This window comes from Serratia sp. Ae19-1 (assembly GCF_059801225.1).
In genome coordinates, this window is sequence record NZ_JBCHWD010000005.1 from 149,025 (window position 1) to 166,055 (window position 17,031).

Consider the following 17,031-nt stretch of genomic DNA (forward strand, 5'->3'; position numbering starts at 1 on the left):
CGGCTCCTTAGAAATACCCTTGACGCTTTTTCAGCTCCATCGAGCCGGACTGATCGCGGTCGATCATCCGCCCCTGGCGTTCACTGGTGGTGGAGACCAGCATCTCTTCGATGATCTCCGGCAGGGTTTGCGCCTGCGAATCCACCGCGCCGGTCAGCGGCCAGCAACCCAGGGTGCGGAAACGCACCATGCGCTGGCTGATCACTTCCCCCGGCTGCAGATCGATACGATCGTCGTCCACCATCATCAGCATGCCGTCGCGCTCCACCACCGGGCGTGGTTTCGCCAGGTACAGCGGCACGATGTCGATCTTTTCCAGGAAGATGTACTGCCAGATATCCAGCTCGGTCCAGTTCGACAGCGGGAAGACGCGGATGCTCTCCCCTTTGTTGATCTGGCCGTTATAGTTGTGCCACAGCTCCGGCCGCTGATTTTTCGGATCCCAGCGGTGGAAGCGATCGCGGAACGAATAGATGCGCTCTTTGGCACGCGATTTCTCCTCGTCGCGCCGCGCGCCGCCAAAGGCGGCGTCGAAACCGTACTTGTTCAACGCCTGCTTCAGGCCCTCGGTCTTCATGATGTCGGTATGCTTGGCGCTGCCGTGCACGAACGGGTTGATGCCCATCGCCACCCCTTCCGGGTTTTTGTGCACCAACAGCTCGAAACCGTACTCCTTCGCGGTGCGATCGCGGAATTCGTACATTTCGCGGAATTTCCAGCCGGTATCGACGTGCAGCAGCGGGAACGGCAGCGTGCCGGGGAAGAACGCCTTGCGCGCCAGATGCAGCATCACGGAAGAGTCTTTACCGATGGAGTACAGCATCACCGGGTTAGCGAATTCAGCGGCGACTTCACGGATGATATGGATACTCTCCGCCTCCAATTGCCGCAAATGAGTGAGTCGTTTTTCGTCCATAACAGGTCCTTAAAAGCCTTGCCTATGCCAAATTCACGACGGCCGGGCGCGCGGCCCCTTCCGTCTGCGATTGATGCCCGAACCAGGCGATTTGATGGTGCAGTTCCACCACCTCGCCGATCACCAACAGCGCCGGCAACGGCGCCCGTTGGGCCAGGTGTTCCAATTGATCCAGCGTGCCGATCTGCACCTGCTGATCGGCGCGCGTGCCGCGGCTGATCACCGCCACCGGCGTCGCAGCGTCGCGGCCATGGGCGATCAGGCGTTGGCTGATGTCCGCCGCCTTCATGGTGCCCATGTAGATAGCCAGCGTTTGCCGCGCCCGAGCCAGATCGGCCCAGTCCAGGCCATCGCCGTCGGGGCGGCAGTGGCCGGTGATAAAGGTCACGCTCTGTGCGTGATCGCGATGCGTCAGCGGAATGCCGGCGTAGGCGGTCGCGCCCGCGGCGGCCGTGACGCCAGGCACCACCTGGAACGGAATGCCGGCGGCGGCGGCCACCTGCAGCTCTTCGCCGCCGCGGCCAAAGATGAACGGATCGCCGCCCTTGAGGCGCACCACCCGTTTGCCCTGCTGCGCCAGCTCCACCAGCAGCCGGTTGGTCTCTTCCTGGATCACCGAGTGCGCGCCAGCGCGCTTGCCCACGCAGATGCGCTCGGCGTCGCGCCGCACCAGATCGAGGATCTCGCCGCTGACCAGATGGTCATACAGCACCACGTCCGCCTGCTGCATCACCTGCAGCCCGCGCAGGGTCAACAGCCCCACGTCGCCCGGCCCGGCGCCCACCAGGGCGATCTCGCCCTGTGCGCCTTCATCGCCTGCGGCGAAGTGGTGTAAATCCTGCTCCAGCTGCCGTTCCGCCTGCGCCGTCTGGCCGTTGGCCACCAGCGTGGCGAAACGGCCGCCGAACGTTTTCTCCCAGAAACGGCGACGTTCGCCGATCGAAGCCAACCGCTGTTTGACCTGGCCGCGCCAGCGGCCCGCTACCTGCGCCATCTGCCCCAAACTGGCGGGCAATAACGCCTCCAGCTTTTCGCGCAGCAGGCGCGCCAGCACCGGCGCCTGGCCGCTGGACGACACCGCCACCACCAGCGGCGAGCGATCGATGATCGACGGGAAGATGAACGAGCAGCGCGGCTGATCGTCCACCACGTTGGCCAACACCCGGCGCTTATCCGCCTCGGCGAACACCGCGGCGTTCAGCGCGTTGTCGTCCGTGGCGGCGATCGCCAGAAACACGTCGTCCAACTGCTGCGGATCAAAGCTTTCCCCCAGCCAGAGCACCCGCCCCAGCTGACGTTGTTGTTCCAGTTCCGGTGAGAGCGACTGCGCAACTATCCGTATTTCAGCCCCGGCGCGCTGAAGCAGATCGACTTTGCGCGCAGCCACGTCACCACCGCCAACGACCAGCACCGGACGTTGTTTCAGGTCGGCGAATATTGGTAGATAGTCCACAACAGCCTTTTCATATAACAGAAAGATAGTGTGACTATACGGGCTGAGATTTAGCCTCTGAAATGACGAAAAGGAATGATTAGTTCCTTTATGGAATATAGGCCGCAGAGCAGGAGGCAAACGGTGATAATCGAGGCGATGCTTTGCGCGTTCGCGCGAAATTAAGAGACAGGGAAATTGTGTAATGCCGCCCGGCGTCTCATACTGGGTGCCGCAGAAAAATGATCGGCAGCGCCGATAGCAAAGAAGGATTTTTCGGTATGTTTTCCCGTTTTTACCTGAAGACCAGCCTGCTGGCCCTCGCACTCGGCGGCGTCTTCAGCGTGTGTGCCGCACAGCCCGCAAAAGACGCGCCAATGGGCCGTTTCGCCGCCGAACAGACTCGCCACATCGCCACTTACTTCCCCGGCCGCATGGCGGGCAGCCCGGCCGAATTGCTCACCGCCGACTACCTGAAGCAGCAGTTCAGCAAGATGGGCTACCAAAGCGATATTCGCAGCGTCAATACGCGCTATCTCTACACCAGCAAAGACGGCAAGAAGAACTGGAACAACGTCACCGCCAGCTCGGTGATCGCCGCCCGCAACGGCGACAGCCCGAAACAGATAGTGATCGTCGCCCACTTCGACACCTATACGCCGCAGAGCGACGAAGATCTGGATAACAATCTCGGCGGCTTGACGCTGCAGGGCGTCGACGACAACGCCTCCGGCATCGGCGTGATGCTGGAACTGGCGGAACGCCTGAAGAACATCCCCACCGCCTACGGCCTGCGCTTCGTCGCCACCAGCGCCGAAGAGATCGGTTCGCTGGGGGCGCAGAACTACCTGCAGCGCATGAGCGCGGAAGAGAAAAGCAACACCGTACTGGTGATCAACCTCGACAGTCTGATCACCGGCGATCGCCTGTACTTCAACGCCGGGCGCAACACGCCGCCGCAGATGGCGAAGCGCTCCCGCGATCGCGCGCTGGATATCGCCCACCGCTACGGCATCGCCGCCGCCACCAACCCTGGCAATGCACAGCATCCGCAGGGTACCGGCTGCTGCTCCGATCAAGAGGTATTCGATGCGGCGGGCATCCCGGTGCTGTCGGTGGAAGCCACCAACTGGTCGCTGGGCGACAAGGACGGTTACCAGCAACGCGCCGTCAGCCCGCACTTCCCGCAGGGCGTCACCTGGCACCGCCCGCAGTATGACAACCTGCAGTATCTGGATCGCTACCTGCCGGGGCGGATCGATAAACGCAGCCGCGACAGCGTGCAGATCCTGCTGCCGCTGATCAAAGAGCTGGCGCAGGCGCACCCGCCGAAAGCGAAAAAGAAAAAGTAGCCCGCAAAAAAAACAGGGCCCAGCATTGCTGAGCCCTGTGGTGTTGATCGCGCCGTTTAGCCTTCGTGCAGACCACACTCGCGCTTCAGGCCGAAGAAGCGCGTCTCTTCCTCGCTCATGCCCGGCTCCCACTTCTGGGTGGTGTGGGTATCGCCCACCGACAGGTAGCCCTGCTCCCACAGCGGGTGGTAGCTCAGCCCGTGTTCGGTCAGATACTGGTAAATCTTGCGGTTGTCCCAGTCGATGATCGGCAGGATCTTGAACACCCCGCGCTGCACCGCCAGCACCGGCAGATTGGCGCGGCTGCCGGACTGTTCGCGCCGCAGGCCGGCGAACCAGCTCTGCGCGCCCAGCGTCTCCAGCGCGCGATTCATCGGCTCAACCTTGTTGATCTGGTTGTACTTTTCAATCCCTTCCACGCCCTGTTCCCACAGCTTGCCGTAGCGCGCCTCTTGCCAGGCGGGAGACTGTTCGGCGCGGAACACCTGCAGATTCAGCTTCAGCTGGTCGGTCAGTTGATCGATAAAGCGATAGGTTTCCGGGAACAGGTAACCGGTGTCGGTCAGGATCACCGGGATATCCGGCCGGATGCGCGTCACCAGGTGCAGACATACCGCCGCCTGAATGCCGAAACTGGACGAGAGTACGAACTCGCCGGGCAGATGCTCCAGCGCCCATGCAACGCGCTGTTCGGCGCTGAGGGTCTCCAGTTGGCCGTTGACCACCGCCAATGCCAGCGCCTGCCCGGATTTGGGCAGCGCGTTCAGCGCCGCCAGATCGAATTCAGCCATGTTGTCTCTCCTGCTACTTGAAATTGCCTGTGCGGCCCCTCTGCCCAGAGGCCGCCCGGCCTCACTCCCAGAAATCCCGCGCCGGATCCAGCACCGGTTTGACGATGCCCGCGCGAACGGTGAAGTCGCCGAAGCCTTCGCCGGCGTTGCGCTCCTTCGCCCAGCGCCCCACCAACAGGTCAATCTCGCTCAGGATCTCGTCTTCGTTGATGTTCTCGCGGTACATGCGCGGAATACGCGTGCCTTCGCGGTTGCCGCCCAAATGGAGGTTATAGCGGCCGACCGCCTTGCCCACCAGCCCCAGCTCCGCCAGCAGCGCGCGGCCGCAGCCGTTCGGGCAGCCGGTGATGCGCAGCACGATATGCTCGTCGCCCACCCCGTGCCGATGCATGATCCCTTCCACCTTGGTGACGAATTGCGGCAGGAAGCGCTCGGCCTCCGCCATCGCCAGCGGGCAGGTCGGGAAAGACACGCAGGCCATCGAGTTTTTGCGTTGCTCGCTGATCTGGTCGTCGATCAGGCCATGTTCGCGCGCCAGGGCTTCGATCTTCGCCTTCTCGCTTTCCGGCACGCCGGCGATGATCACGTTTTGGTTCGCCGTCAGACGGAAGTCGCCTTTATGGATCTTGGCGATCTCCGCCATACCGGTCTTCAGCGGGCGCCCCGGATAGTCCAGCAGGCGACCGTTCTCGATAAACAGCGTCAGGTGCCACTGATCGTCGATGCCCTTCACCCAACCGATGCGATCGCCGCGGCCGGTGAATTCATACGGCCGGATCGGTGCAAAGGTGATGCCGGCGCGCTTTTCCACTTCGGCGCGGAAAACGTCCACCCCGACGCGCTCCAGCGTGTATTTGGTCTTGGCGTTCTTGCGATCGGTACGATTGCCCCAGTCGCGCTGCGTGGTCACCACCGCTTCCGCCACCGCCAGCGTATGCTCGAGCGGAATGTAGCCGAACTCGCTGGCCTGGCGCGCGTAGGTTTTCTTGTTGCCGTGCTCGATGGACAGCCCGCCGCCCACCAGCAGGTTGAAGCCCACCAGCTTGCCGTTTTCGGCGATCGCCACGAAGTTCATGTCGTTGGCGTGCAGATCAACGTCATTTTGCGGTGGGATCACCACCGTGGTTTTGAATTTACGCGGCAGGTAGGTCGATCCCAAAATCGGCTCTTCGTCGGTGGTGGCCACCTTCTCCTGATCCAGCCACACTTCTGCGTAGGCGCGGGTGCGTGGCAGCAGGTGTTCGGAGATCTTCTTCGCCCACTCGTAGGCTTCCTGATGCAGCTCGGACTCCACCGGGTTGGAGGTGCACAGCACGTTGCGGTTCACGTCGTTGGCAGTCGCCAGCGCGTCCAGCCCCAGACGGTTCAGCAGTTGGTGCACCGGTTTGACGTTGCCTTTCAGAATGCCGTGAAACTGGAACGTCTGGCGGTTGGTGATGCGAATGCTGCCGTACAGCGTGCTTTCCTGCGCGAACTTGTCGATGCCCAGCCACTGCTGCGGGCTGATGACGCCGCCCGGCAGGCGGCAGCGCAGCATCATGGCGTGGCGCGGCTCCAGCTTCTGCTCGGCGCGTTCGGCGCGAATGTCGCGGTCATCCTGCTGGTACATACCGTGAAAACGGATCAACAGGAAGTTGTCGCCGTTGAAGCCGCCGGTCAGGCCGTCGTTCAAATCTTCGGCGATGGTGCCGCGCAAGAAGTTGCTCTCCTTCTTCATGCGCTCCGCATCGGCCAGTTTGCCTTCGACTACCAAAGGCCCGGGGTGTTTATCACTCATCAGTAAACATCTCGCTGATAACGGCGCTCAAGGCGCAGCTCACTTAAAAATTCATCCGCCTGCTCGGTATCCATGCCACCGTGCTCGGCCACCAGTTCCAGTAATGTGTTTTCCACGTCTTTTGCCATGCGATTGGCATCGCCGCAGACGTAAATGTGCGCGCCTTCCTGAATCCAGCGCCACACTTCCGCGCCCTGTTCGCGCAGTTTGTCTTGTACGTATATTTTATGTTGTTGGTCGCGGGACCAGGCCAGATCGATGCGGGTCAGCAGGCCATCTTTCACGTAGCGCTGCCATTCGACCTGATACAGGAAATCTTCGGTAAAGTGCGGGTTGCCGAAGAACAGCCAGTTTTTGCCGCCGGCGCCGTCGGCGTCGCGCTGCTGCATAAAGGCGCGGAACGGCGCGATGCCGGTGCCCGGGCCGATCATGATCACCGGCGCTTCCGGGTTGGCCGGCAGGCGGAAGTTGTCGTTGTGTTCGATAAACACTCGCACGTCGCCGTCCTCCTCCAGGCGATCCGCCAGGAAACCGGAGGCGCCGCCGCTGCGGGCGCGCCCGTCGATGTCGTAACGCACCACGCCCACGGTGATGTGCACTTCGCTTTCGTTCTCCGCCTGCGAAGAGGCGATGGAGTACAGGCGCGGCGTCAGCGGGCGCAGCAGGCCGACCAGCTGTTCGGCGCTCAGATCCGCCGGCGCCTGGCGCACCATGTCGACGATCGGCGTGTTGTGCGCGTAATGCTGCAGCGCAGCTTTATCCGCCAGCAGGCCGATCAGCGTTTCGTCGCGCGACAGCGCGGCGTATTTATCGACGATCGGCGTGGTGTTCTGCGTCAGTTCGAAATGGCTGCGCAGCGCCTGCGCCAGCGGCAGGGTTTGCCCTTCCACCTCGACCGGCTCGTCGCCTTTCAGCCACAACAGCTGCACCAGTTCGTCCACCAGCGCCGGATCGTTGTCGAACCATACGCCGAGCGCATCGCCCGGCTGATAGCGCAGGCCGGAGTCGCCCAGATCGATCTCGATATGGCGCACGTCTTTATCCGACGCGCGGCCGGTAATTTTCTGATTGACCGCCAGTTGGGCGGTGAGCGGCTGTTCCTTGCTGTACGGGCTGCTGTCGATCAGATCGACCGCGCCGCTGGCCAGCACGCCCGGCGCGGCGCTTTCCGCCGGCGCGCGCGCCTTCAGCACTGACACCACCTGTTTGCGCCAGGCGGCGGCCAGTTCCTGATACTCCACGTCGGCGTCCACGCGCTCCACCAGGCGCTCGGCGCCCAGTTCGGCCAGCTTGCCGTCGAAATCTTTACCAGACTGACAGAAATTCTCATAAGAGGTGTCGCCCAGCCCGAACACCGCAAAAGCGGTGTCATTGAGCTTCGGCGCTTTCTTCGAGAACAGGAATTTATGCAGCGCCACCGCTTCTTCCGCCGGCTCGCCTTCCCCTTGCGTAGAGGCGACGATCACCAACAGGCGCTCTTGCGCTATCTGCTTGAACTTGTAGTCACCGGCGCTGATCAGCGTGGCGCTCAGATTGGCGGCCAGCAGATCGTCGCGCAGCTGCTCCGCCAGGCGGCGCGCATTGCCGGTCTGCGATGCGGAAATGATGGTGATGCCGGCAGCCGCCGCTGGGGCGACAGGCGCAATGCCCACGGCTCCGGGCTGTTGATTGGCCATGCCCCAAAAATAGCCGGACAGCCACGCCAGCTGCGTCGGCGAATAATCGCCGATCGTCGCCTGCAGGCGCGCCAGCTGTTCGGGCGTCAGCGGGAGCAAAGATGTTGGAGGAGCCTGAGTCGTCATTGCTGTACTTATTTCCTATACTTAGCGCCTTTGCTGCCAGGCGCGCGCCAGTGTCAGTCGCTGTCTCTTCGCTGCGTCGGGTGTGCGGAAAAGATCAGGAGAGTTTGTAAGGTTACCGAGCAGAATAGCAACGATTAAATAAGGGATAGCAATAAATCATAACCAAAATGACTAAGCTGTTTTTCCGGTAAGGGATAACGCTTAAACCGTTAAACAAAGTTTTTTATCCAGATGAAAATAAAGCGCTTTTTTTCATCATTTTTTCACCGTTCAACATTTCGGCTCATAACCCCAGCCGATAGGTGCCGCAAACACCAAACAAAAAAAGTGTTAACCGGGCGCGTTGGCCGTGGCGGTAGACCATAACGGTATAAATGGCAAGCAGACGCGCTTTCCGGTACTATGCGGCGGTTTTTGAGTCAATGAGGCCGTAATAATGGCAACCACGCTGTTTAAAGATTTTCAGTTTGAAGCCGCACACCGTTTGCCGCACGTGCCGGAGGGCCATAAATGTGGCCGTCTGCATGGGCATTCGTTTATGGTGCGTCTGGAAGTGACCGGTGAAGTGGATCCCCACACCGGTTGGGTGATGGATTTCGCCGAGCTCAAGGCTGTGTTTTCCCCGATCTGGGAACGGCTGGATCACCATTATCTGAACGATATTCCAGGATTGGAAAATCCCACCAGCGAAGTGCTCGCCGCCTGGATTTGGCAGCAGCTCAAGCCCCAGCTGCCGGAATTGACGGCGGTGATGGTGAAAGAGACCTGTACTGCGGGATGCGTATATAAAGGTTAAAAGAAAGGGCGCCGCAATGGCGCCCTGATTTTAGGCGATGTTCAGATACTTGTGGGTCTGCATCGACAGCCGCCAGTTGCGCGCGATGCAGGTTTCGATGCACAGGCGGGTCGCCTCTTCTTTTTGGCTGATCGGCTGCAGCGCGATAATGCGGGTCTTGTCGTCCTGCAACGTCGCCAGCAGCGCATCCAGCGCCTCGATGTCGCGCTCACGCGCCACCGGATGTTTCACCTCGTCGGCGCGCCGCAGCGCCTGATCCAATACCTTCATGCCGCCGCGCATGTTCACCTTCGGCGAAACCGTCACCCAGGTGTTGGCGGAACAACGGATTTCGTGGGTGCCGCTGGTCTCAATTTGGCAGCTGTAGCCATGCTGTTCGAACAGCTCGGTCAGCGGCGTCAGATCGTAGATACAGGGTTCACCGCCGGTGATCACGACATGGCGCGCGGTGTAGCCCTGCTGGCGCATTACCGCCAACAGCCGTTCGGCGGTGGCGTTGCCCCAGGCGTCGCTCTCTTCTGTTTTGACCAGGATCCGTTGCAGGTCTACTTCCCGATGGGCTTCCTTTTCCCAGGTATGTTTGGTGTCGCACCAGCTGCACCCTACCGGGCAGCCCTGCAGGCGGATGAAAATGGCCGGCACGCCGGTGAAAAAGCCTTCGCCCTGCAAGGTTTGGAACATCTCATTGATCGGGTACTGCATCGGTTTCTCAATCTGGAAAAGTAAAAAGCGATTATCGCAGATTCCGGCCCGGCGACCAAACGGCCAAAAATGTATTAAATTTTATCCTCGGCGCCGCCGTCAGCATATCTCACCGCTAATGGCGTTCATTTAATTTGTTAATCGGCCTTCGGCATTTCATCGGCGGTGCAAGCTGCTCCACAGAAAACAACACGCAGTTAACAAATAAGATAATTATATTTGACATAAAGCGCCGACGCGCAGATGTATATACAAGCAAACACAAGCCGGGCGACAGTTCCGGCCACGTTCCATCACGACTACATCTGCGTTTAGAGGGTGCCATGACTCATTCCACCAGCGAGTTAAACATTCAACAGGCCATCGACGACAGCAAGTTTTCGCTGTTTCACTGGACACTGATCATTCTCGGGTTCCTGATCCTCGCCATCGACGGTTTTGATACCGCCGCCATGGGCTATATCGCGCCGTCGGTCGCCAAAGACTGGGGCATCGTGAAACAGGACCTGGGGCCGGTGCTGAGCGCCGCGCTGCTGGGGCTATCGCTCGGCGCGCTGATCGCCGGGCCGATTTCCGACCGCATCGGCCGCAAGCGCGTGCTGGTGTTTTCCTGCCTGTTCTTCGGCCTGTCGAGCCTGGCCACCGCCTACGCCGGCTCGCTCAACAGCCTGACGCTGTGGCGTTTCCTCACCGGCCTCGGGCTGGGGGCGGCGATGCCCAACGCCATCACGCTGATCTCCGAATACGCGCCGCAGCGCTGCCGTTCGCTGGCGATCAACACTATGTATTGCGGCTTTCCGCTGGGCGCGGCCGGCGGCGGCGCCATTTCGTCGTTGCTGATCCCGAACTACGGCTGGCACAGCGTGCTGCTGCTCGGCGCTATTGCGCCGCTGGCGTTGACGGTGTTGCTGATCCTGCTGCTGCCGGAGTCGGTCAAATATATGGTTAACCGCGGGCAGGAGGCGGCGAAGATCAAGCGCATCGCGCAGCGTTTCGTCAGCCAGAGCCTCGACGGCGTGACGCGTTTTTACCTGTACGAAGAGAAACTGACGCAGGCCAAGACCAGCGTCGGCCTGCTGTTCAGTCGCCCTTACCTGCTCGGCACGCTGATGCTGTGGGTGACCTACTTCATGGGGCTGGTGATCTACTACGTGTTGCTGAGCTGGATGCCGATCCTGATGCAGGGTTTGGGCTATCAGCTGGAGCAATCGGCGATGCTCACCTCGCTGTTCACCTTCGGCGGCACGCTGGGCATTCTGGTGGCCGGCTGGCTGATGGATCGCTGGAATGCGCATAAGGTGGTCTCGAGCGGCTTTGTCGTCACGGCCCTGCTGATCGTGGCGATGGCCACCGAAGACAAGCAGATCGTGCTGCTTGGCGCCTTCATCTTCCTGATGGGCGTCACCATGAACGGCGCGCAGTCCGGCCTGCAAACGCTGGCGGCCACCTTCTACCCCACCCACAGCCGCGCCACCGGCATCGCCTGGATGCAGGGCATCGGCCGCTTCGGCGGCGTCGCTGGCACCATGATGGGGGCTCAACTGCTGGCCATGCAATGGGAAGTGCAGAGCATCCTGATGTTCCTGTGCGTGCCGGCGCTGATCGCCGCCATCGCGACGGTATGCAAGATGAGCCGCAAACCGACGCTGCAACCGGCCGCCTGATCCTTGCCAGCCCGCTCATGGCGGGCTTTTTTTCCTGCGGTGATAGGGGTTGTTTATCCTCCGCCGCCAACTGTAATCAGTCTGTAAAAATATTGTGACTAGCCGCCCAAAAATGAGTCATTTTTAATTCATTTTTGCCGAATAGCTCACTTTTCTCCGGCCTTGTGCACATGAGGCCGGCGATAAAAAAACGCATATCAACCTGATATAAAAAGAAAATAACTTTTTCTTATGCCACTTTTCAGCGGCAACTGGTCAGTGTTGCATATGCTTGTACATACAAGTATATGTTAATAAGCCCTACGCATTGTTATGCCGTGGTTCTCATCCCCACCGCGGCATGGAATCTGCACCGATACTGTTTGAGGAAAATGCTGTGACTACAAATAACAAAGTTCGCAATGTCGATGTACGCGCGCCACGCGGCACACAATTAAACGCAAAAAGCTGGCTGACCGAAGCGCCGTTACGCATGCTGATGAACAACCTCGATCCTGAAGTTGCGGAGAACCCACACGAGCTGGTGGTGTACGGCGGCATCGGCCGCGCCGCGCGCGACTGGGATTGCTACGACAAGATCGTCGAAACCCTGAAAACGCTGGAAGAAGACGAAACCCTGCTGGTGCAGTCCGGCAAGCCGGTCGGCGTATTCAAAACCCACAGCAACGCGCCGCGCGTGCTGATCGCCAACTCCAACCTGGTGCCACACTGGGCGACCTGGGAACACTTCAACGAACTGGATGCCAAAGGCCTGGCCATGTACGGCCAGATGACCGCCGGTAGCTGGATCTACATCGGCAGCCAGGGCATCGTTCAGGGCACCTACGAAACCTTCGTCGAAGCGGGCCGCCAGCACTACGACGGCAGCCTGCAGGGCCGTTGGGTGCTGACCGCCGGTCTGGGCGGCATGGGCGGCGCGCAGCCGCTGGCCGCCACGCTGGCGGGCGCCTGCTCGCTGAACATCGAATGTCAGCAGAGCCGCATCGATTTCCGTCTGAAAACCCGCTATGTCGATGAGCAGGCCAAAGATCTGGACGACGCGCTGGCCCGCATCAAAAAATACACCTCAGAAGGCAAAGCCATCTCCATCGCCCTGTGCGGCAACGCGGCGGAAATCCTGCCGGAGTTGGTGCGCCGCGGCGTGCGCCCGGACATGGTCACCGACCAGACCAGCGCCCACGATCCGCTGAACGGCTACCTGCCGAAGGGTTGGAGCTGGGAAGAGTATCGCCAGCGCGCTCAGACCGAGCCGGCTAAAGTGGTCGCCGCCGCCAAACAGTCGATGGCCGATCACGTCAAAGCCATGCTGGCCTTCCAGCAGATGGGCGTGCCGACCTTCGACTACGGCAACAACATTCGCCAGATGGCGAAAGAAACCGGCGTCGACAACGCCTTCGACTTCCCGGGCTTCGTGCCGGCCTACATCCGTCCGCTGTTCTGCCGCGGCATCGGGCCGTTCCGCTGGGCGGCGCTGTCCGGCGATCCGCAGGACATCTACAAAACCGACGCCATGGTGAAAGAGCTGATCCCGGATGACGAACACCTGCACCGCTGGCTGGACATGGCGCGCGAGCGCATCAGCTTCCAGGGCCTGCCGGCGCGCATTTGCTGGGTTGGCCTCGGCCAGCGCGCCAAACTGGGCCTGGCGTTCAACGAGATGGTGCGCCGCGGCGAACTGTCCGCCCCGATCGTCATCGGCCGCGACCACCTGGATTCCGGCTCCGTTTCCAGCCCGAACCGTGAAACCGAAGCGATGAAAGACGGCTCCGACGCAGTTTCCGACTGGCCGCTGCTGAACGCCCTGCTGAACACCGCCAGCGGCGCCACCTGGGTTTCCCTGCACCACGGCGGCGGCGTCGGCATGGGCTTCTCCCAACACTCCGGCATGGTGATCGTCTGCGACGGCACCGATGAGGCCGCCGAGCGCATCGCCCGCGTCCTGCACAACGACCCGGCTACCGGGGTCATGCGTCACGCCGACGCCGGTTACGATATCGCTATCGACTGCGCCCGCGAGCAAGGCCTGAACCTGCCGATGGTTGCCGCCACCCAAGGAGAAAAAGCATGAAAGCGCTGACTATTCGCCCAGGCAAACTGACGCTGGCCCAGCTACGCGACGTCTACCAACATCCGGTGACGCTGACGCTGGACGACAACGCCTATGCCCCTATCCAGCAGAGCGTGGCCTGCGTAGAGCGCATCGTTGAAGAAAACCGCACCACTTACGGCATCAACACCGGGTTTGGCCTGCTGGCTTCGACGCGCATCGCCCGCGACGATCTGGAAAACCTGCAGCGTTCGATCGTGCTGTCGCACGCCGCCGGCGTGGGCGAGCCGACCGACGACAATCTGGTGCGCCTGATCATGGTGCTGAAGATCAACAGCCTGTCGCGCGGCTTCTCCGGCATTCGTCTGGAAGTCATCCAGGCGCTGATCGCGCTGGTCAACGCCGAAGTTTATCCGCATATCCCATTGAAAGGCTCGGTCGGCGCTTCCGGCGACCTGGCGCCGCTGGCGCACATGAGCCTGGTGCTGCTGGGCGAAGGCCAGGCGCGCCATCAGGGCCAATGGTTGCCGGCAACCGAAGCACTGGCCAAAGCCGGCCTGAAACCGCTGACGCTGGCGGCGAAAGAAGGCCTGGCGCTGTTGAACGGCACCCAGGTATCCGCCGCCTTCGCGCTGCGCGGCCTGTTCGATGCGGAAGACCTCTTCGCCGCCGCGACCGTGGCGGGCAGCCTGACGGTGGAAGCGGCATTGGGCTCCCGCAGCCCGTTTGACGCGCGTATCCACGAGGTGCGCGGCCAGCGCGGCCAGATCGACGCCGCCCTCGCCTACCGCCACCTGCTCGGCGCACGCAGCGAAGTCTCCGACTCGCACCGCAACTGTGAAAAAGTGCAGGATCCTTACTCCCTGCGCTGCCAGCCACAGGTGATGGGCGCCTGCCTGACGCAGATCCGCCAGGCCGCCGAGGTGCTGGAGATCGAAGCTAACGCCGTCTCCGATAACCCGCTGGTGTTCGCCGAACAGGGCGACGTGCTGTCCGGCGGCAACTTCCACGCCGAACCGGTGGCGATGGCCGCCGATAATCTGGCGCTGGCGTTCGCCGAAATCGGTTCGCTGTCCGAACGCCGCATCTCGCTGATGATGGACAAACACATGTCGCAGCTGCCACCGTTCCTGGTGGAGAACGGCGGCGTGAACTCCGGCTTCATGATCGCCCAGGTCACCGCCGCAGCGCTGGCCAGCGAAAACAAAGCGTTGGCGCATCCGTCGAGCGTCGACAGCATCCCAACCTCCGCCAACCAGGAAGACCACGTCTCCATGGCGCCGGCCGCCGGTCGCCGCCTGTGGAGCATGGCGGACAACGTGCGCGGCATTCTGGCGGTCGAATGGCTGGCCGCCTGCCAGGGCCTGGATTTCCGCAACGGCCTGAAGACCTCGGAAGGTCTGGAGCAGGCGCGCCGTCTGCTGCGCGAGCATGTCAGTTTCTACGACAAGGATCGTTTCTTCGCCCCCGACATTGAAGCCGCCAGCCAACTCTTGGCGGCCGGTCACCTGACATCGCTGCTGCCTGCGGCGCTGCTGCCTAGCCAGGCATAATCATCACACACTGAATCACGCAGTTTGTTCTGCCCCGCCGGGTGCGTTCCACCCGGCGCGGGCAGCGCGTGCCTGTTCGGCAAACACTTAACGGGAAGCAACATGCGTAACGAAACAACACAACTCAGACGCGGACTAAACGCGCGACATATCCGTTTCATGGCTCTCGGCTCGGCGATCGGCACCGGCCTGTTCTACGGCTCCGCCGGCGCCATCCAGCTGGCCGGCCCGGCGGTGCTGCTGGCCTATCTGGTGGGCGGCGCGGCGGTGTTCATGGTGATGCGCGCGCTGGGTGAAATGGCGGTGCACCAACCGGTCTCCAGCTCGTTCGGCCACTACGCCAGCCACTACCTCGGCCCGCTGGCCGGGTTCCTCACCGGCTGGACCTACACCTTTGAAATGGTGATCGTCGCCCTGGCGGACGTCACCGCCTTCGGCATCTATATGGGGCTATGGTTCCCGGACGTCGCCCAGTGGGTCTGGGTACTCAGCATCATCCTGTTTATCGGCGCGCTCAACCTGTGCAGCGTCAAGGTCTTCGGTGAAATGGAATTCTGGCTGTCGCTGGTCAAGGTCGCCGCCATCGTGGCGATGATCGTCGGCGGCGCGGCGGTGATGCTGTTCGGCTTCGGACAGACTCAGCACGCCACCGGCATCAGCAACCTGTGGCAACACGGCGGTTTTATGCCTAACGGCATCGGCGGCGTGGTCGCGTCGCTGGCGGTAGTGATGTTCGCCTTCGGCGGCATCGAGATCATCGGCATCACCGCCAGCGAGGCGAAAGACCCCGCCAAAGTGCTGCCGAAAGCGATCAACGCCGTGCCGGTGCGCATTCTGCTGTTCTACGTGCTGACGCTGACGGTGCTGATGGCGATCTACCCGTGGAACAGCATCGGCCAGAACGGCAGCCCGTTCGTTGAGATCTTCAGCAACCTCGGCATCAGCTCCGCCGCCAACGTGCTGAACGTGGTGGTGATCACCGCCGCCATCTCGGCCATCAACAGCGACATCTTCGGCGCCGGCCGCATGATGTACGGCATGGCGCAGGACGGCCAGGCGCCGCGCAGCTTCACCAAACTGACCGCCAGCGGCGTGCCGTGGATGACGGTGCTGGTGATGTCGGTCGCTCTGCTGCTGGCGGTAGTGCTCAACTATCTGATTCCAGAGAAAGTCTTCATGATCATCGCCTCGATCGCCACCTTCGCCACTGTCTGGGTATGGCTGATGATCCTGCTGTCGCAGATCGTCATGCGCCGCACGCTGTCGCCGGAAGAAGCTCGTCAGTTAAGCTTCCCGGTACCGTGGTGGCCGGTAGCGCCGGCATTGGCGACCGCCTTTATGGCGTTCGTCATCGGCCTGCTCGGCTACTTCGAAGAGAGCCGCATCGCGCTGTACGTCGGGCTGGTATGGATAGCCCTCCTCACCGTGGCTTACTGGCTGTGGGTGCGCAAGAAAGGCGGCGGCTCGCCGGTCACTGCGGCAACGCAGCAGATGTAGCGTTCGCTGAAGGTAAAACCCGCTGCGGCGGGTTTTTTATTGCGCCAATGTATCACCCTATATTCCTCTGCAGATCCACGGTGTCATCGATCACATATACACCCTGCAGGCCGTAAACCTGCATGTTTGGTGATCGGTCGACCCACATCGTCGTTTTGAATATCGCTCAGACCGGTGTTCCGCTCCGCTTTCACCCGGCTGAGCGTAAAACCGCGCTGATGATGGATATCGCGCGAAGCAAAAATGGCGGGCAGTGTCTCATCACTCGAACGATGCAAAAACAGCCAGTTGCGCAACAGTTGAGAAATGGAGGGGTAGGTATAAACGATCTCCACCGCCTTACGCACTCAGAGCCACCGCCGGTAATCATCCAGCATCAGCGTGGTTTCAATCGGTGCGATACCGCACTGGTAGGATACATTTGGCGTTTCAGGGAAGGAAACGGAGATGGAGATACGTCCTTTTTCTATAGTCACCAGTTTATACAGCAATCGCCTGGCGGCCTGATGCTGGTAGAACTGATTGCCCGCCAGCACAAGTCCTTCGGTGTTTTCCAGCCAAAGCACGCAGCCTGTGGCGAACACCAGAAAATCATAAGGATAATGCTTGCCGCTTTGTGTAATGATATGTCTCTTTTTTAAATCGAAAGACTCCGCTTTATCAACAATAAACTGTATTTCAGGACACAATAAACTCCACTGT

Annotated in this window: 14 protein-coding genes; 6 read left to right on the top strand and 8 right to left on the bottom strand. The window is 61.1% G+C overall.

Annotation, left to right across the window (positions count from 1 at the left end; genetic code table 11):
* Window positions 1-7: 7 nt before the first annotated feature.
* Both cysD and cysG read right to left on the bottom strand, forming a co-directional pair.
* Window positions 8-916 carry a sulfate adenylyltransferase subunit CysD gene (gene cysD / locus AAIE04_RS15955; protein ID WP_004932620.1) on the bottom strand — a complete coding sequence of 303 codons (909 nt, stop codon included), beginning with the start codon at window positions 914-916 and terminating at the stop codon, window positions 8-10.
* A gap of 22 nt (window positions 917-938) precedes the next feature.
* Window positions 939-2,369, bottom strand: coding sequence for a siroheme synthase CysG (cysG, locus tag AAIE04_RS15960; protein WP_019455108.1), 1,431 nt, complete (start codon window positions 2,367-2,369; stop codon window positions 939-941).
* A 260-nt stretch (window positions 2,370-2,629) separates the two neighbouring features.
* Between cysG and AAIE04_RS15965 the strand changes: the two genes are divergently transcribed.
* Window positions 2,630-3,700, top strand: coding sequence for an aminopeptidase (locus AAIE04_RS15965; protein WP_025159651.1), 1,071 nt, complete (start codon window positions 2,630-2,632; stop codon window positions 3,698-3,700).
* A gap of 56 nt (window positions 3,701-3,756) precedes the next feature.
* On the opposite strand, the gene AAIE04_RS15970 is transcribed toward AAIE04_RS15965, so the two are convergent.
* The 3 genes from AAIE04_RS15970 to cysJ form a co-directional block, all read right to left on the bottom strand.
* On the bottom strand, window positions 3,757-4,491 hold the full coding sequence (locus AAIE04_RS15970) for a phosphoadenylyl-sulfate reductase (protein WP_016929052.1): 735 nt from the start codon (window positions 4,489-4,491) through the stop codon (window positions 3,757-3,759).
* Window positions 4,492-4,552: 61 nt separating this feature from the next.
* Window positions 4,553-6,268 carry an assimilatory sulfite reductase (NADPH) hemoprotein subunit gene (gene cysI, locus AAIE04_RS15975; protein ID WP_063918179.1) on the bottom strand — a complete coding sequence of 572 codons (1,716 nt, stop codon included), beginning with the start codon at window positions 6,266-6,268 and terminating at the stop codon, window positions 4,553-4,555.
* Entirely contained in the window at window positions 6,268-8,070 is a 1,803-nt protein-coding gene (gene cysJ, locus AAIE04_RS15980; RefSeq protein WP_498577325.1) for an NADPH-dependent assimilatory sulfite reductase flavoprotein subunit, read from the bottom strand. The genes cysI and cysJ overlap by 1 nt, the downstream gene beginning before the upstream one ends.
* Before the next feature lie 436 nt (window positions 8,071-8,506).
* Here cysJ and queD point away from each other — a divergent pair, with 436 nt between their 5' ends.
* Window positions 8,507-8,866, top strand: coding sequence for a 6-carboxytetrahydropterin synthase QueD (gene queD, locus AAIE04_RS15985; RefSeq protein WP_004932638.1), 360 nt, complete (start codon window positions 8,507-8,509; stop codon window positions 8,864-8,866).
* Between the two features lie 30 nt (window positions 8,867-8,896).
* Here queD and queE read toward each other — a convergent pair whose 3' ends face one another.
* On the bottom strand, window positions 8,897-9,568 hold the full coding sequence (queE, locus tag AAIE04_RS15990) for a 7-carboxy-7-deazaguanine synthase QueE (protein ID WP_063918177.1): 672 nt from the start codon (window positions 9,566-9,568) through the stop codon (window positions 8,897-8,899).
* 323 nt (window positions 9,569-9,891) lie between these two features.
* Here queE and AAIE04_RS15995 point away from each other — a divergent pair, with 323 nt between their 5' ends.
* From AAIE04_RS15995 to AAIE04_RS16010, 4 genes are all read left to right on the top strand, one after another.
* On the top strand, window positions 9,892-11,232 hold the full coding sequence (locus AAIE04_RS15995) for an MFS transporter (RefSeq protein WP_498577326.1): 1,341 nt from the start codon (window positions 9,892-9,894) through the stop codon (window positions 11,230-11,232).
* 376 nt (window positions 11,233-11,608) lie between these two features.
* Window positions 11,609-13,300, top strand: coding sequence for a urocanate hydratase (gene hutU, locus AAIE04_RS16000; RefSeq protein ID WP_025159649.1), 1,692 nt, complete (start codon window positions 11,609-11,611; stop codon window positions 13,298-13,300).
* A complete protein-coding gene (hutH, locus tag AAIE04_RS16005; RefSeq protein ID WP_019455102.1) occupies window positions 13,297-14,832 on the top strand; it encodes a histidine ammonia-lyase in 1,536 nt (511 codons plus the stop codon). The genes hutU and hutH overlap by 4 nt, the downstream gene beginning before the upstream one ends.
* A gap of 102 nt (window positions 14,833-14,934) precedes the next feature.
* A complete protein-coding gene (locus AAIE04_RS16010; protein WP_498577327.1) occupies window positions 14,935-16,329 on the top strand; it encodes an amino acid permease in 1,395 nt (464 codons plus the stop codon).
* Window positions 16,330-16,412: 83 nt separating this feature from the next.
* On the opposite strand, the gene AAIE04_RS16015 is transcribed toward AAIE04_RS16010, so the two are convergent.
* Both AAIE04_RS16015 and AAIE04_RS16020 read right to left on the bottom strand, forming a co-directional pair.
* Window positions 16,413-16,676 carry a hypothetical protein gene (locus AAIE04_RS16015; protein WP_498577328.1) on the bottom strand — a complete coding sequence of 88 codons (264 nt, stop codon included), beginning with the start codon at window positions 16,674-16,676 and terminating at the stop codon, window positions 16,413-16,415.
* Window positions 16,677-17,018: a hypothetical protein gene (locus tag AAIE04_RS16020; RefSeq protein ID WP_498577329.1), complete on the bottom strand. Its 342-nt coding sequence runs from the start codon at window positions 17,016-17,018 to the stop codon at window positions 16,677-16,679.
* Window positions 17,019-17,031 lie beyond the last annotated feature (13 nt).

What these genes read in the sequence shown, in the direction of transcription:
- cysD (WP_004932620.1), bottom strand. Translation starts at nt 916, where the DNA reads ATGGACGAAAAACGACTCACTCATTTGCGGCAATTGGAGGCGGAGAGT.
- AAIE04_RS15965 (WP_025159651.1), top strand. Translation starts at nt 2,630, where the DNA reads ATGTTTTCCCGTTTTTACCTGAAGACCAGCCTGCTGGCCCTCGCACTC.
- AAIE04_RS15970 (WP_016929052.1), bottom strand. Translation starts at nt 4,491, where the DNA reads ATGGCTGAATTCGATCTGGCGGCGCTGAACGCGCTGCCCAAATCCGGG.
- cysI (WP_063918179.1), bottom strand. Translation starts at nt 6,268, where the DNA reads ATGAGTGATAAACACCCCGGGCCTTTGGTAGTCGAAGGCAAACTGGCC.
- cysJ (WP_498577325.1), bottom strand. Translation starts at nt 8,070, where the DNA reads ATGACGACTCAGGCTCCTCCAACATCTTTGCTCCCGCTGACGCCCGAA.
- queD (WP_004932638.1), top strand. Translation starts at nt 8,507, where the DNA reads ATGGCAACCACGCTGTTTAAAGATTTTCAGTTTGAAGCCGCACACCGT.
- queE (WP_063918177.1), bottom strand. Translation starts at nt 9,568, where the DNA reads ATGCAGTACCCGATCAATGAGATGTTCCAAACCTTGCAGGGCGAAGGC.
- AAIE04_RS15995 (WP_498577326.1), top strand. Translation starts at nt 9,892, where the DNA reads ATGACTCATTCCACCAGCGAGTTAAACATTCAACAGGCCATCGACGAC.
- hutH (WP_019455102.1), top strand. Translation starts at nt 13,297, where the DNA reads ATGAAAGCGCTGACTATTCGCCCAGGCAAACTGACGCTGGCCCAGCTA.
- AAIE04_RS16010 (WP_498577327.1), top strand. Translation starts at nt 14,935, where the DNA reads ATGCGTAACGAAACAACACAACTCAGACGCGGACTAAACGCGCGACAT.